At 69.4% G+C, this 15007-nt stretch carries 14 protein-coding genes and 1 pseudogene; 13 read left to right on the top strand and 2 right to left on the bottom strand.

Annotated features, from left to right (window positions below):
* The first annotated feature begins 141 nt into the window (after positions 1-141).
* The 10 genes and pseudogenes from ureA (at position 142) to HCT63_RS15285 (ending at position 9884) form a co-directional block, all read left to right on the top strand.
* Positions 142-447 carry an urease subunit gamma gene (gene ureA, locus HCT63_RS15330; RefSeq protein WP_167006588.1) on the top strand — a complete coding sequence of 102 codons (306 nt, stop codon included), beginning with the start codon at positions 142-144 and terminating at the stop codon, positions 445-447.
* A gap of 4 nt (positions 448-451) precedes the next feature.
* On the top strand, positions 452-1321 hold the full coding sequence (locus tag HCT63_RS15325) for a cobalamin biosynthesis protein CbiX (RefSeq protein WP_167006585.1): 870 nt from the start codon (positions 452-454) through the stop codon (positions 1319-1321).
* Positions 1322-1372: 51 nt separating this feature from the next.
* Positions 1373-1678 (top strand): annotated as a pseudogene (gene ureB, locus HCT63_RS20540) (urease subunit beta); the annotation flags it as partial.
* A gap of 182 nt (positions 1679-1860) precedes the next feature.
* Positions 1861-3585, top strand: coding sequence for an urease subunit alpha (gene ureC / locus HCT63_RS15315; RefSeq protein ID WP_167006579.1), 1725 nt, complete (start codon positions 1861-1863; stop codon positions 3583-3585).
* Between the two features lie 7 nt (positions 3586-3592).
* Positions 3593-4288 carry an urease accessory UreF family protein gene (locus tag HCT63_RS15310; protein WP_167006576.1) on the top strand — a complete coding sequence of 232 codons (696 nt, stop codon included), beginning with the start codon at positions 3593-3595 and terminating at the stop codon, positions 4286-4288.
* A 43-nt stretch (positions 4289-4331) separates the two neighbouring features.
* Complete coding sequence (ureG, locus tag HCT63_RS15305; protein WP_167006573.1) at positions 4332-4967, top strand: urease accessory protein UreG; 636 nt, start codon at positions 4332-4334, stop codon at positions 4965-4967.
* Entirely contained in the window at positions 4934-5971 is a 1038-nt protein-coding gene (locus HCT63_RS15300; protein ID WP_208322455.1) for an urease accessory protein UreD, read from the top strand. The genes ureG and HCT63_RS15300 overlap by 34 nt, the downstream gene beginning before the upstream one ends.
* An 8-nt stretch (positions 5972-5979) precedes the next feature.
* Positions 5980-6909: an urea transporter gene (locus HCT63_RS15295; RefSeq protein WP_167006570.1), complete on the top strand. Its 930-nt coding sequence runs from the start codon at positions 5980-5982 to the stop codon at positions 6907-6909.
* 69 nt (positions 6910-6978) lie between these two features.
* Positions 6979-7794, top strand: a complete 816-nt coding sequence (locus tag HCT63_RS15290; protein ID WP_167006566.1) for a hypothetical protein — start codon at positions 6979-6981, stop codon at positions 7792-7794.
* Entirely contained in the window at positions 7791-9884 is a 2094-nt protein-coding gene (locus HCT63_RS15285; protein WP_167006563.1) for a YhgE/Pip domain-containing protein, read from the top strand. The genes HCT63_RS15290 and HCT63_RS15285 overlap by 4 nt, the downstream gene beginning before the upstream one ends.
* Here the strand turns inward: HCT63_RS15285 and HCT63_RS15280 are convergent.
* Complete coding sequence (locus HCT63_RS15280) at positions 9877-10845, bottom strand: cation diffusion facilitator family transporter (RefSeq protein WP_167006560.1); 969 nt, start codon at positions 10843-10845, stop codon at positions 9877-9879. The two genes, HCT63_RS15285 and HCT63_RS15280, sit on opposite strands and share 8 nt — an antisense overlap.
* Complete coding sequence (locus tag HCT63_RS15275) at positions 10842-11216, bottom strand: metalloregulator ArsR/SmtB family transcription factor (RefSeq protein WP_167006557.1); 375 nt, start codon at positions 11214-11216, stop codon at positions 10842-10844. Before HCT63_RS15275 ends, HCT63_RS15280 begins: the two co-directional genes overlap by 4 nt.
* 174 nt (positions 11217-11390) lie before the next feature.
* On the opposite strand from HCT63_RS15275, the gene dnaK reads away from it, so the two are divergent.
* Genes dnaK through dnaJ form a run of 3 tightly spaced genes read left to right on the top strand, consistent with a single transcriptional unit; the run spans position 11391 to position 15005 of the window.
* Positions 11391-13232 (top strand): molecular chaperone DnaK, encoded by a 1842-nt coding sequence (dnaK, locus tag HCT63_RS15270; RefSeq protein WP_167006554.1) that lies wholly within the window; start codon positions 11391-11393, stop codon positions 13230-13232.
* Positions 13229-13819 carry a nucleotide exchange factor GrpE gene (gene grpE / locus HCT63_RS15265; RefSeq protein ID WP_167006551.1) on the top strand — a complete coding sequence of 197 codons (591 nt, stop codon included), beginning with the start codon at positions 13229-13231 and terminating at the stop codon, positions 13817-13819. Before dnaK ends, grpE begins: the two co-directional genes overlap by 4 nt.
* 43 nt (positions 13820-13862) lie before the next feature.
* Positions 13863-15005 carry a molecular chaperone DnaJ gene (gene dnaJ, locus HCT63_RS15260; RefSeq protein WP_167006548.1) on the top strand — a complete coding sequence of 381 codons (1143 nt, stop codon included), beginning with the start codon at positions 13863-13865 and terminating at the stop codon, positions 15003-15005.
* The last annotated feature ends 2 nt before the right edge of the window (positions 15006-15007 follow it).

Raw genomic sequence — 15007 nt, 5'->3', positions numbered from 1 at the left:
CCTCGCGAATCCTTCGCGCTGGTCAGACGCCTCTTTCGACTTGCGGTGCACACGGCCCCAGCGAACTATCGGATGAGGTACGACACACCCAGGTTGGTGTCTGTCCGTCGCCAGCCGCGAACATGAAAGGTGGTCGAGGCAATGAATCTCACGCCACGAGAGATCGACAAGCTCTACGTGTACCAGGTCGCCGAGCTGGCCCGGCGGCGGCGAGACCGCGGCACCAAGCTCAACCTCAGCGAAGTCCAGGCTCTCGTCTCCGAGGCAATCCTCGAGGCGGCACGTGACGGCAAGTCGGTCGCGGAGTGCATGGAGCTCGGCAAGCATGTCGTGTCCGAGGCTGACTGCATGCCCGGCGTACGCGAACGCCTTGCCTTGCTCCAGGTCGAGGCGACGTTCATCGACGGCAGCAAGCTCGTGTCCTGTCACGATCCTGTGGCGGCCTGACGTAATGCCGACGGGGGAGCACGGCGCGGTCACGACGGTTCTCGTCGGTGGCCACGAGAGCGCTCAGGGGAGCGACCTTGTGCCGCTGCTCGACGCGCTGCCTGGTGCTGTGGTGACCCCGCCCGGACGCGCGTTGCGCGACGCCGTCACGACGCACCTCGCTGCGGATGAAGCCCGCGTGGCGGTCCTTCCCATGACGTGGGGCCGGGACCCGGTCATGGTGGCCGACGCCGCCAAGACGTTGAGCTGGATCGCAGCCAGCGCCGGCGCCGGACGCGTGGCTCTGTGCCCGAGCTTCGGGACCATCGACCACATGGTTGCCTGGCTGCGTCGTGCTGCGACGGAGACGGCACGACAGTGCCACGGCAGTGGGATGCTCGTCACCGCGCCGTCGTCCAACCCGTTCGACGACGCGGAGCTGCATCGCATCGCCCACCTCGTGCGCACGCACGGTGCCGGCGTCCAGGTCGAGGTGGCGTGCGTCGCTGCCACGGCGGACCTGGCACACGCCGTGGACCGGGCTCGCCTGCTCGGTTCCGACGACGTGGTCGTGGTGCCGGCCGGCTTCGCGCGGACCGCACCGGCGGGGCTGCCCTCCGAGCACGCGACGTTCTTCGGACCGCTGCTCTCGGAGCGGGCCGTGCTCGACGTCATCCGCCGCCGGGTGGGTGCCGCGCAGCACGACCTGAGCCACGGGCTCGACGGGATCGCTGCCGGCCTCCTCGCGGACCACGGTCACGGGTACGCCCACTCACACGCGTTCGAGGTCGATGCGGGAGGTCATTCCCACCCGCATCCCCGTCACCACGCACCGTACGAGACGTCTGCCGAGCGCGGCGCCTCCCACGACGAGGTCCTCACCTCGCCCCACTGAGCCATCGGGCTACGCCTCTGGCGCGGGCCCGCACAGAGCGGAGGGAACCACATGCTGGGAAGCCCTAAGTACCACCACCTCGACGACGACATCGAGATCAATGCCGGGCGCGAGAGCGTCACGATCGCCGTGAGCAACACGGGTGATCGGGCAGTGCAGATCGGGTCGCACTTCCACTTCTTCGAGGTCAATCGCGCCCTGCTCTTCGAGCGGGAGAAGGCGTACGGGATGCATCTCGACATCCCGGCCGGGACCGGCGTGCGGTTTGAGCCGGGCGACACGCGCAACGTCACGCTGACCGCGTACGCGGGTTCGCGGCGCGTCTACGGGTTCAACAACCTCGTCGACGGCGGGCTCGATGCCGGACAGACCCGTATCGACGCGATGGCCAGGATGACCGAGGGCGAGTTCAAGAACGGCAAGCCGGCGGCACGTTCCCGACCGGCCAAGAAGTCCAGCGCGGCGACGAAGTCGACCGCGGCGAAGAAGACCGGCGCCGCGAAGAAGACCGGCGCCGCGAAGAGGGCGAGGAAGAACTGATGGCTATCGTCTCGCGCAAGCAGTACACGGATCTCTTCGGTCCGACGACTGGCGACAGGGTTCAGCTCGCCGACACCAACCTCGTCATCGAGATCGAGAAGGACTACAACGAGGGGCACTACGGCGACGAGGTCGTCTACGGCGGCGGCAAGTCCGCACGCGACGGCATGGCGGCCGATCCACAGGCCACTGGCGCACAGGGTGCCCTCGACCTCGTCATCACCAACGCGATCGTCCTCGATCCCGTCCTCGGTGTGGTCAAGGGCGACATCGGGGTCAAGGACGGCAAGATCGTCGGTGTCGGCAAATCGGGCAACCCGGCCCTGCAGGAAGGGGTCGACCCCCGCCTGGTCGTCGGCGCCGTGACCGAGGTGCTCGCGGGGGAGCACTGCATCGCGACCGCCGGGGCGATCGACAGCCACGTGCACTACATCTCTCCGCAGCAGGCGCTGGCGGCGCTGTCGAACGGCATCACGACGCTGTTCGGCGGCGGCACCGGACCGACGGACGCCACGAACGGCGTCACCACGACGCCGGGTGCATGGAACCTCCACCGCATGATCCAGGCTGCGGAGGACGTGGGGGTCAACATGGGCTTTCACGGCAAGGGCAACGGCTCCCTGCCAGCGGCGCTCATCGAGCAGATCGAGGCCGGGGCCTCCTCGCTCAAGGTGCACGAGGACTGGGGCTCGACGCCAGCGGTCATCGACAACGCGCTGACCGTGGCCGACGAGTACGACGTTCAGGTGTCGATCCACACCGACAGCCTCAACGAGGCTGGGTTCGTGGAGGACACGATCTCCGCCATCGACGGTCGGACGATCCACACCTACCACACCGAGGGTGCGGGCGGTGGTCACGCGCCGGACATCATGAGGGCTGCGGGCTACCCCAACATCCTCCCGTCCTCGACGAACCCGACGCTCCCGTACACGGCGAACTCGGTGGACGAGCTGCTCGACATGGTGATGGTCTGCCACCACCTGTCGCACGACATCCCCGAGGATGTCGCTTTCGCGGACTCGCGGGTGCGTGCGGAGACCATCTCGGCGGAGACCGTGCTGCACGACGAGGGCGTCTTGTCGATGTTCTCGTCGGACTCGCAGGCGATGGGGCGCATCGGTGAGTCCGTGACGCGCGCGTTCCAGACGGCCCACCACAACAAAGAGGTGCGCGGCCCACTGCCGGAGGACGACGAGGGCAACGACAACTTCCGGGTGCTGCGCTACCTCGCCAAGGTGACGATCAACCCGGCGATCACCCAAGGCGTCTCCGACTACATCGGATCGCTCGAGGCCGGGAAGATCGCCGACATCGTGCTCTGGCCGGTCTCCTCCTTTGCCGCGAAGCCGCGGATGGTCATCAAGGGCGGCCTTATCAACTGGGCGCTCATGGGGGACCCCAACGCCTCGCTGCCGACGCCTCAGCCGGTGTACTACCGGCCGATGTTCGGCGGGTACGGCAAGGCGCAGCAGAAGACGCGGGTCACCTTCATGTCCCAGGCCGCCATCGACCTGGGCGTCCCGGAGCAACTGGGGCTGGAGAGCCAGGTGCTGCCCGTGCGGCGGTGCCGGGCGATCGGCAAGCAGCACATGATGTACAACGACCAGCTGCCGGTCATCGACGTCGACCCAGAGACATACAAGGTGACGTACGACGGGAAGCCAGCACACATCGAGCCGGCGGAGTCCTTGCCGCTGACCCAGCTGTTCTTCCTCGCCTGAGACCGCGATGACGTCGACCGCAGTGCGTGACCTCCTGGTGAGCCTCCAGCTCTCCGACTCCGCGTTCCCGAGCGGCTTCTACACGATGTCGCACGGGCTCGAGGGGTTCAGCCAGGCGCGTGCGGTCGACCAGGACGGGATCGAGGGTCTGCTCATCGGACTGCTGCGGCACTCCGTCGGCCCGGGGGACGCCACGGCGCTCGCCCGGGCGCACGAGGCGGTCGAGGACGGTGACTGGGAGCGCGTACGCCGGGTCGACGAGATGCTGTTCGCCGCGAAGCTCAACGCAGAGATGCGCCGGGCGTCGGTGCGCAGCGGTCACCAGCTCACCGACATCGCACTCGAGGCGATCGGGGGACCGGAGCTCGAGGAGTGGAAGCGGGCCGTGGCCGCCAAGGAGACGCCGGGCTGTCAGCCGGTCGCGACGGCAGTCGCCTATGCGGCGACCGGCGTAGGCACGGAGCAGGCGGTCGCCTCGGACATGTTCGCGTTCGCGGTGAGCTTCCTCGGGGCGGCTCTGCGTCTGCGGCTCTCCGACCATCGGCACGTGCAGGTCGTGCTGCACGCGGTCGGACCTGTCATCGCCGAGGAGGCCGCCGAGGCGGTCGGTCGTGACCTCGAGGACATGGGCGGGTGCGTCCCGATGGCGGACGCCATGTCCGCCCAGCACGAGCGCGCGGAGGCACGACTCTTCGCGAGCTGACGACACCACAGCGAGGCAAGAGCGACGAGAACGAGGAGGACGAATGAGCGAGGACGTGCTGCGGATCGGCATCGGAGGACCGGTGGGCTCGGGCAAGACGGCGCTGACGGAGGCACTCGTGCCTCGGCTCTTCGCCGCCGGCCGGCAGCCCGCGGTCATCACCAACGACATCTACACGCAGGAGGACGCGCAGCATGTGCGTCGTGAGCTCGCGGGGGTTCTGGACCCGGATCGGGTGGTCGGCGTCGAGACGGGCGCCTGCCCCCACACCGCGGTCCGCGACGACCCGACGATGAACCTCGCCGCGGGAGCCGAGATGCTCGAGCGGTTTCCGCAGGTCGACACGCTGGTCTACGAGTCGGGCGGGGACAACCTGACGCTCACGTTCTCGCCGTCGCTGGCCGACGTCTTCGTCTTCGTCCTCGACACGTCCGAGGGGGAGAAGATGCCACGCAAGAGGGGGCCCGGGATCACCGACTCCGACATCCTTGTGATCAACAAGATCGACATCGCCCAGTATGTCCGGACCGATCTCGAGGTCATGGAGTCCGATGCCCGTCGGGTGCGCGACGGCAAACCGGTGGTGCTCACGAACTCGCTGACGGGGGAGGGTGTCGACGCGCTGCAGGACCAGATCCTCGCTGCGTGGGAAGCCCGCCCGGCGGTGCTGTCGCGATGAAAGCCGCCACCGTCCGCGCCGTGTCGCCCACACCCGCGAGCGGTCTGGCGCCGGCGTCGCGGTACGGCGGGCACCGGCTCGATCCTTCGTACTACGAGCCCGACCGGGTGCCGCGCGAGGTCGCACGCTTCAGCGGCGTGCCGGACACCCTGCCGTCCGGCAGCCCCGGGAAGGTCGGGGTGCTCCAGCTCGAGTTCGGCCGGACCGGCAATGGGACTGAGCTGGTCCAGCACTACCAGAAGTCGCCGCTGCAGATCATGCGCCCGCTCTACTACGACCTCGCCCGTCCCGACATGCCGTACACGTATCTCATGTCGACCGGGGCCGGGATCCTCCAGGGCGACCGGCTCCGTACCGACCTCACGTTCGGAGCGGGCACGTCGGCGTACGTGACGACATCGGCGTACACGAAGGTGCTGCGGATGGAGCACGACTACGCGGTGGCCCAGACCAACATCTCGGTCGCCGAGGACGCTTACCTCGAGTACCTGCCGGACCCGGTCATCGCCTTCGGCGGCGCGCGCCTCTATCAGCGCACGTCGGTGACGCTCGCGCCGTCGGGGACGCTCGTCCTGGGCGAGACGCTCATCTCAGGACGCCTCGCCCGCGACGAGCGCCACCAGTACACCGCGATCGCGTCGGACCTCGAGGTACGTCGTCCTGACGGGGCGATGGTCGCACTGGACCGGGTGCGCCTGACCCCCAGCGACGGGGTCACGGGTGGACTCGCGGTGCTGGACGATCACGACGTCCTCTCCACGCTGTACGTATTCACGCCACGCGCCTCGGTGGGCGAGGTCAATGACCTCCTTCACGAGGCGCTACGGCCGTCCTCCGCTGCTGGCCTCGTCCTCGGAGTCAGCGCGCTCCCCGCTGACGCCGGCGTCTGGGTCCGGCTCCTGGGCGATGACACTCAGGTCGTCCTGCATGCGATCACGCTGGCCTGGCGCGCCCTGCGATGCCTGCTCACCGGCATCGATGCCCCCGCCATCCGTAAGAGCTAGGAGCCGACATGTCGACGTCCGGAGCCACTGCGTCACCACTGACTACCTGGGTCACGTGGGCCTCCACGCTGCCGCGCGGGGTGTCCGAGATCTTCTTCCAGAACAACGTGTGGACCGGCCTCCTGATCATCGCCGGCTTCTTCTTCGCCGACTGGCAGATGGCGCTGCTCGTTGTCATCGGAGCCGTCTGCTCGACAGTTGCCGGTGCCCTCATGCGCGTCGGTGCGGACAACATCCGGATCGGGATGCAGGGGTTCAACGGCGCGCTCATCGGCGCCGCGATGTACACCGCGATGGGCGGCGAGGGGTGGGCGTACCTCTTCACCGTCATCGGGGGCGTCCTGTGCGCGCCGGTGACGTGGTTCTTCGTGTGGCTCTTCGCCACCGAGCCGCTCAAGCGTTTTGCTCTCCCGTCGACGACCGCACCGTTCTGCACGGTCGCTGGGATCATCTACGCCTCGACCCTCAACCTGCACGTCAGCGGATCGACCGTGCACGCCACCGACGGTACGGGGGAGTCCGTGCTGCGCTCGCTGCTCACCAACGTCTCCGAGGTCGTGCTGGTCAACAGCGTGTGGGCCGGCGCGCTGATCCTCCTGGGGCTCTTCATCGCCTCCTGGAAGGTCGGTCTCGCCGCCGTGATGGGCAGCGTGATCGGGAGCCTCTGCGCGCTTGCGCTCGGAGAGACCGACGCCACCATCGCGGAGGGCCTGGCCGGATACTCCGGCGTCCTGACGGCGATCGCGCTGTCGGTCGTGTTCCTCAAGAGCAGCGCCGCCTCGTGGGTGTACGCCGCGGTCGGTGCGGCGATCACGGCGGTGACGACCCTCGTCATGACGGACCTGACCGATCAGCCGCACTACACGTGGCCCTACATCCTCACCACCTGGGTACTGCTGGTGGTCGCGGCGTTCATCCCGATGCTCAAACGCCCATGACGCCGCTGGGCAGGAGCGCGCGCCAGCCGCGACGACGCCCACGCGGTCGCTGACCGAGGGAGTGCGGACGTGCAGCTCGTGCTGGAGGACATCACGGTCTACGGGCGGCGCGGCCCGCTGCTCGAGCTCGACCGGTTCACCGTCTCGACCGGTGAGTGCGTGCTCATGGCGGGGGAGCCCGGGCAGGGCCACACGGCCATGGCCCTCGTCGCGACCGGTCGCCTCGCCCCCTTCTCGGGTCGGGTCCGCCTCGTCAGGGACGACGGGTCGGAGACCGAGGACCGGACGGAGCGCCGACGCCTCACCGCCGTCGTCGACCTCCCCGCCGTCTCCGAGCCCGACGACGCCGTCCCGGTGGGGACCGTCACCGCCGAGGGACTCGCCCTGGCCCGCCGGGGTAGCGCGCCGGGCGGGCCGACGCGCTGGCTGGACAGGCACGACATGGGAGCGCTGCGCACCGTCCGGGTCGACGAGGTCGGGGGCGCCGTCCGCACGGCACTGCTCACCGCGCTAGCTGCCGAGCGGAAGGAGGTCCGCTTCCTCGTGCTCTCCCTGCCCGACAGGCACGGCGGAGAGCCAGCGGACTGGTGGGAGATCGCTCAGGCGTATGCGTCGTTCGGGTACGGGGTGCTGGTCCAGTGCGGCCGCTCCTCGGCGCGGGACCTCGGTGCCGACATCCCGCCGGCCCGCGGGGACAGTGCGCGCCGGGCGACACCACTGGAGGCCCTCCGGACCCGGCCGCCGTCGGCGCCGCGACCAACCGCCGCCGACCCTGACCGTCCGGCCCCCGACGAGGCGCTCGACACCGCCTGGCTGTTCGGCGAGGCGCCGGCAGACGACCAGCAGGAGCCCGGTGCTCCCCGTACGAGGGAGAAGGATCAATGATCGCGATCCGCCTGGCCGTCTCGGAGATCCGGCGCATCAGTGCAGGCACGCTGCCCAAGCTGGCGATCCTCGCCATGGCCGTGATCCCTTCGTTGTACGCAGGGCTCTACCTGTTCGCCAACGAGGACCCGTACGGCGAGCTCCACCGCGTACCGGCGGCCCTCGTGGTGCAGGACCGTGGTGCGACCACGACCAACGCGATCAACGGGACGACCGAGAAGGTCGACTACGGAGGCGAGGTCGCCGAGCGCCTCTTGCGCGGCGACGGCGGATTCGGCTGGGTCGAGACGACGGAGGGCGAGGCGGAGTCCGGTGTGCGGAACGGACGCTACGACGCCGCGCTCATCATCGGTCCACAGTTCTCCGAGGAGCTGACGTCGTCCGCCCGGTTCGAGCCGGAGCGCGCAGGGCTCACCCTCATTACGAACAACGCGAACAACTACATCGTCACCCGGGTCGCCGAGACGATCGTGGGAGATGTGCGGGACACGATCGCGACACAGGTCGGCACCGTCGCCGCGAGCAGCTTCCTCGACGGCCTCTCCGTGGTGCACACCGATCTCACCAAGGGGGTGAACGGCGCACAGGAGCTCGTCACCGGCTCCAGTCAGCTCACCAGTGGGACCGCCGAGCTCGTCGACGGGACGGCGACGCTCGCGCGTGGCGCTGAGGAGGCGGCGAACGGTGCCGCCCGCCTCGAGTCGGGTGCCGGTGAGCTGGCGACTGGGACGCGTCGTATCGCCAACGGCGCGACCACGCTCTCGAACGGGCTCGAGGAGCTGAAGCGCCGCACGGGGAGCCTGCCGGCGGACACGCGCAAGCTCGCGAACGGCGCGCAGGAGGTCGCCGCGGGAAACGCGAAGGTCGCCGCCGTCGGTGACGACGCGGCGGAGGTGGCGGGCGCGGTGGTCGACCAGTTCCGTGCCGCGCGAGCCTCGCTCGACGAAGGCCTCGACTCGCTCGTCGAGCAGGGGAGGATGACCGACGCCGAGAGAGACGCCCTGCTGGCGTTGTTCGCCGACGCCGAAGTCCCCGTCGACGCGGTGGCAGCGCAGATCGAGAGCGCGGCAGACCGGCTGGACGCGCTGAGCAGGGGATCCTCCGAGGTCGCCGCCGGCACCGAGAAGCTCGCGGGCGCGGCCCCCGTTCTCACGCGAGGCGTCAGGAAGGCCGCGTCGGGAGGAGCCGAGCTCGCCTCGGGGTCGGCGCGCGTCGACCGCGGCGCCCAGACGCTGGCACGTGGTGCCGGCACGCTGGCGGACGGGACGGAGGAGGTGGCGAACGGCGCTGAGCGGCTCGCCACCTCGAGCCTCGCGCTGCGCAAGGGCAGCGCGAGGCTCGAGACCGGGACCAGCGAGCTCCGGAACGGACTGCAGGACGGGCTGCGCAAGGTCCCCGACCTGGACAAGACGACCGCGCGTGACACCGCGGAGACGATCGGTGATCCGGTGGCGGTCAAGGAGGACACGCTCGCGCCCGCCGGGTCGTACGGTGCCGGCCTCGCCCCGTTCTTCATGTCGCTCGCGGCATGGATCGGGGCGTACGTGCTCTTCCTGCTCGTCCGGCCGTTGTCGTCGCGTGCCCTCGCGGCGAACGGTCCGGCGACCCGGACGGCGCTCGGCGCGTGGATCCCGCCGGCGGTCGTCGGACTGGTCCAGGTCGCGGTCATGTTCACGATCGTCCGGTTCGCACTCGACATCGATCCGGTCTACGAGGTCGCGACAGTCGCCCTGCTCGTGATCGCGTCGATGACCTTCGTTGCGATCCTGCAGGCGCTCAACGCCTGGCTCGGCGAGGTGGGCGAGTTCCTGGGGCTCGTCCTCATGCTCGTCCAGCTCGTCACCGCGGGGGGCACCTTCCCGTGGGAGACGATCCCCGAGCCGCTGCGGTCGCTGCACTGGCTTCTGCCGATGTCGTACGGGGTCAACGGGCTGCGGCAGACGCTCTACGGGGGAGAGGCGTGGATCATCGTTCGCGACGTCTCGGTGCTGTTCGGCGTGTTCGTCGTCGCGATCCTCCTGACCGCGCTGGCGGCGCGACGGCAGAAGGTCTGGACCCCCAAGCAGCTGCAGCCCGAGCTCGTCATCTGACGGTCACGACCAGGTCGACCTTGCCGACTGCAGGTAGCACCCGGCGTACCTCGTCGGCGACGGTCGCCGTGGTCGCGTCGGCGGCCGCGAGCGGGGTGCCGAGAGGGAACCGCAGCCGACCTTGGACGGCGAGCCGGTGTCCGATCCAGCGGAGTCGGAGGTCGGTGACCTCCACGACGCCAGGAGCGTGTGCGAGCACGTGACGGGCGCGGTGGGTGAGGTCCGGGTCGACGCCGTCGAGCAGGCGGCGCCCGACGTCCCGGGCCGTCCCCCACAGCAGGACGAGGATGGCGAGGGTGATGAGCAGGCCGACGATCGGGTCTGCGAGCGGGAACCCGGACCAGATCCCGACTACTCCGAGGACGACAGCGAGGGATGTGAGTCCGTCGGTACGGGCGTGCAGGCCGTCCGCGACGAGGGCGGCAGAGCCGATCCGGCGACCGACCCGGATGCGGTAGACCGCGACGACCTCGTTGCCGGCGAACCCGATGAGCCCGGCGACGAGCACCCAGCCCAAGTTCTCGATCGGCACCGGTGTGCCCAGACGGCGGACGGACTCCACGCCGGCGACGACCGCGGAGAGGGCGATCATCGCGACCACGCAGAGTCCGGCCAGGTCCTCGGCGCGTCCGAAGCCGTAGGTGTACCGGTCCGTGGCCAGCCGGCGGCCGAGGGCGAAAGCGATCCACAGCGGCACGGCGGTCAGGGCGTCGGAGAAGTTGTGGACCGTGTCGGCCAGCAGGGCGACCGATCCGCTCACCGCGACGATCGTGAGCTGCGCCATCGCGGTCAGGGCGAGGACGGCGAGGCTGATCGTGACCGCGCGGATGCCCTGCCCGCTTGCCTCCAGGACGTCGTCCACAGATCTTGCCGGGTCGTGCGAGTGCGGGCCGAACAGCTCGTGAAGCCAGCCGCTCAGCCCGTGCCGGTGCCCGTGGCCGTGCGCGTGGACGGAGGTCATGGCGCGCCGTTCTGCCGACCCGGATGCCTGCCGTGGTGCGGGGGCATGTCGTCAACTGAGTGCTGTGCTTGGAACACGGCCTGGGTGACGAGGGTGCGCGCGTGCTCGTCGGTCAGCGAGTAGAAGACCCGGTTGCCCTCCTGGCGGGACCGAACGACCCGCCCCCACCGCAGCTTCGCCAGGTGCTGGGAGACCGCTGTCGGGGACTTCGCAGCGGCTTCGGCGAGCGCGTTGACCGAGAGCTCGCCGTTGCGGAGCGCGAGGATGATCCGGACCCGCGTGGGGTCAGCCAGCATCGAGAAGACCTCCGCGGCGAGCTCCGCGTACTGGCTGTCGGCATCGAACGAATCTATCTGCGTATCTTCGTACATACGTAGATATTAACCGACCGCCTGGTCTGGTCACCACTCGACGAGGGCGAAAACGTTGGCGCTAGGGTGGAATGAAGTCGCGCTCACATAAGTTGATAGGATCAGACTCAATTAACTGAGTGCAGGCAAATCGGCGGGTCGCGAGCCCGCCCCGCGATCCATCAGGAGGAACTCATGGCCCGTGCGGTCGGAATCGATCTCGGCACGACCAACTCTGTCGTCGCCGTGCTGGAGGGCGGAGAGCCCACCGTCATTGCGAACGCCGAGGGTGCGCGTACGACCCCGTCCGTCGTCGCCTTCGCCAAGAACGGCGAGGTGCTGACCGGAGAGGTCGCCAAGCGCCAGGGTGTCACCAACGTCGACCGGACCATCCGTTCGGTCAAGCGTCACATGGGCACCGACTGGTCCGTGAAGATCGACGACAAGACCTTCACCCCGCAGCAGATCTCGGCGTTCGTGCTGCAGAAGCTCAAGCGCGACGCAGAGGCATACCTGGGCGAGCCGGTCACCGACGCGGTGATCACCGTCCCGGCATACTTCAGCGACGCTCAGCGCCAGGCCACCAAGGAGGCGGGCGAGATCGCCGGCCTCAACGTGAGCCGCATCATCAACGAGCCCACCGCCGCTGCGTTGGCGTACGGGCTCGACAAGGGCGACGACCAGACGATCCTCGTCTTCGACCTCGGCGGCGGCACCTTCGACGTGTCCCTGCTCGAGATCGGCGACGGCGTCATCGAGGTGAAGGCCACCAGCGGCGACAACCACCTCGGCGGCGACGACTGGGACCAGAAGGTCGTCGACTGGATCGTCGACAAGTTCAAGGCGAGCACCGGCCTCGACCTCACCAAGGACAAGATGGCCATGCCGCGTGTCCGTGAGGCTGCCGAGCGCGCCAAGATCGAGCTGTCCAGCTCGCAGTCGACCTCGATCAACCTGCCGTACATCACCGTCGACGCCGAGAAGAACCCCGTGTTCCTCGACGAGACGCTGACGCGTGCGGAGTTCCAGAAGATCACCGCCGACCTGCTCCAGCGCACCCGTGCGCCGTTCGAGCACGTCATCAAGGACGCCAGCATCAAGGTCGCCGACATCGACCACGTGGTCCTCGTCGGTGGCTCGACCCGCATGCCGGCCGTGTCCGACCTGGTCCGTGAGCTGCTCGGCGGCAAGGAGCCCAACAAGGGCGTGAACCCTGACGAGGTCGTCGCCGTCGGCGCGAGCCTGCAGGCCGGCGTCCTCAAGGGCGAGGTCAAGGACGTGCTGCTGCTCGACGTCACCCCGCTGTCGCTCGGTATCGAGACCAAGGGTGGCGTGATGACCAAGCTCATCGAGCGCAACACCACGATCCCGACCCGGCGCTCGGAGGTCTTCACGACCGCCGACGACAACCAGCCGTCGGTCGCGATCCAGGTCTACCAGGGCGAGCGCGAGATCGCGGCGCACAACCAGATGCTCGGCACGTTCGAGCTGACGGGCATCGCGCCGGCCCCGCGTGGCGTGCCGCAGATCGAGGTCACCTTCGACATCGACGCCAACGGCATCGTCAACGTCTCCGCCAAGGACCGGGGCACCGGCAAGGAGCAGTCGATGACGATCACCGGCGGGTCGGCCCTCTCCAAGGACGACATCGACAGGATGGTCCGCGAGGCCGAGCAGTACGCCGAGGAGGACCGCAAGGCCAAGGAGGCCGTCGAGGTCCGCAACCAGGGTGAGACGCTCGTCCACTCGACGGAGAAGTTCCTCGCCGAGAACGGCGACAAGGTCTCCGACGACGTCAAGACCGAGGTCCAGGCCGACGTCGACGCCCTCAAGGAGTCGCTCAACGGCGACGACACCGACGCCATCAAGGCCGCCATCGCCAAGCTCGGCGAGTCGAGCCAGAAGATGGGGACGGCGATGTACGAGGCCGCGTCGGCCCAGGCCAACGCCGCCGGCTCCGGTGAGGGGCAGGCGCAGGCCGAGGAGGACGACGTGGTCGAGGCCGAGATCGTCGACGACGAGGGTGAGAACAAGTGACGTCGGAGCGCGACGTCACGCCCGAGGCTGAGGGGGTGCCGGAGCAGGAGGCTGCTCCGGCCCCCGAGGCCACGGCCCAGGAGGAGGAGCTCGCCGCGTCCGACCTCGCGCGCCAGCTCGCCGAGCGGACGCTCGATCTCCAGCGCCTGCAGGCCGAGTACGTCAACTACAAGCGGCGCGTCGACCGCGACCGCGAGGTGCAGCGGGTGAACGCCACGGCGTCCGTCCTCGTCTCGTTCCTCCCGGTGCTCGACGACATCGGCCGCGCCCGTGACCACGGTGAGCTGGAGGGCGGCTTCAAGGCCGTCGCTGACTCGCTCGTCCAGGCCACGAGCGCGCACGGGCTGGAGCCATTCGGCAAGCACGGCGACGTGTTCGACCCGATGCTCCACGAGGCGCTCATGCACCGCCTCGACGCCGACGCGCCCGAGGGCGAGCCGACCGTCGACGCGATCATGCAGGTCGGATACCGGATCGGCGACAAGATCCTGCGCCCCGCGCGGGTCTCGGTCGTCGAGCACGATCCCGCCGGCGAGGCCGAGGCAACCTCGGAGGTCGACGGCGCGTCCGAGCCCACGGCGGAGTGATCCGCACGAGAATTCGATCGATCAGAAGTAGGGAGGTGGTCTCGTGAACAACGAGTGGTTCGAGAAGGACTTCTACAAGGTCCTGGGAATCTCGAAGGACGCGAGCGCGTCCGACATCAAAAAGGCGTACCGCAAGCTCGCGCGGGACCACCACCCCGATGCCAAGCCCGGCGACAAGGCCGCCGAGGACAAGTTCAAGGAGATCTCCGAGGCGTACGGCGTGCTCTCCAACGCCGAGAAGCGCAAGGAGTACGACGAGCAGCGAGCGATGTTCTCCTCCGGCGGGTTCGGCGGCGGGTTCGGCGGCGGCCGAACGGGCACCGGCGGATTTGGCTACGGCCAGAGCGGCGGCGGGGGGTTCGACTTCTCCGACCTGCTCGGCGGGGTGTTTGGTGGCGGCGGGGCACGTACGCGCTCGGCGCCGGCGCGTCGCGGTGCCGACCTCGAGTCCGAGACGACGCTGGCGTTCGAGGACGCGATCTCGGGGACGACGGTGTCGCTGCGGATGTCCAGCGACGAGCCGTGCCCGACCTGCCACGGCACCGGGGCCAAGGCGGGCACCGTCCCGCGGGTCTGCCCCCGCTGCGAGGGCAGTGGCATGCAGACCAGCGCGTCGGGCGGCGTCTTCACGATGACCGAGCCGTGCGACGTCTGCCGCGGCCGTGGCCTGGTCGTCGACGAGGCCTGCGACACGTGCCACGGGTCGGGACGCGCCGCGTCGTCGCGGACGATGCAGGTCCGCATCCCCGCCGGCGTCAAGGACGGCCAGCGCATCCGCCTCAAGGGCAAGGGTACGAAGGGCGAGAACGGCGGTCCCAACGGCGACCTGTACGTCACCGTGCACGTGAAGCCGCACCGGGTGTTCGGCCGCAAGGGCGACAACCTCACGGTCACCGTGCCGGTCACGTTCGACGAGGCCGTGCTGGGCGCCGAGATCGCGGTCCCGACGCTGGGCGGGGCGCCGGTCCGCATCAAGGTCCCGGCGGGCACGCCCAACGGGCGTACGTTCCGGGCCCGGGGCAAGGGTGCGCCGCGCAAGGACGGCACCAAGGCCGACTTGCTCGTGACCGTCGAGGTCCAGGTGCCCACGGCGCCGACCGAGGGGGAGCGGGCCGCGGTCGAGTCGTACCGGGATGCGCGCGACGGCGGCGACCCACGCGCGACGCTCTTCGCGGGAGGTGCGTGATG

This window comes from Mumia sp. ZJ430 (assembly GCF_011751845.1).
Lineage (GTDB): Bacteria > Actinomycetota > Actinomycetes > Propionibacteriales > Nocardioidaceae > Mumia.
Note: the sequence above shows the minus strand (reverse complement) of the source record. Positions and strands in the feature narration are given on the sequence as shown.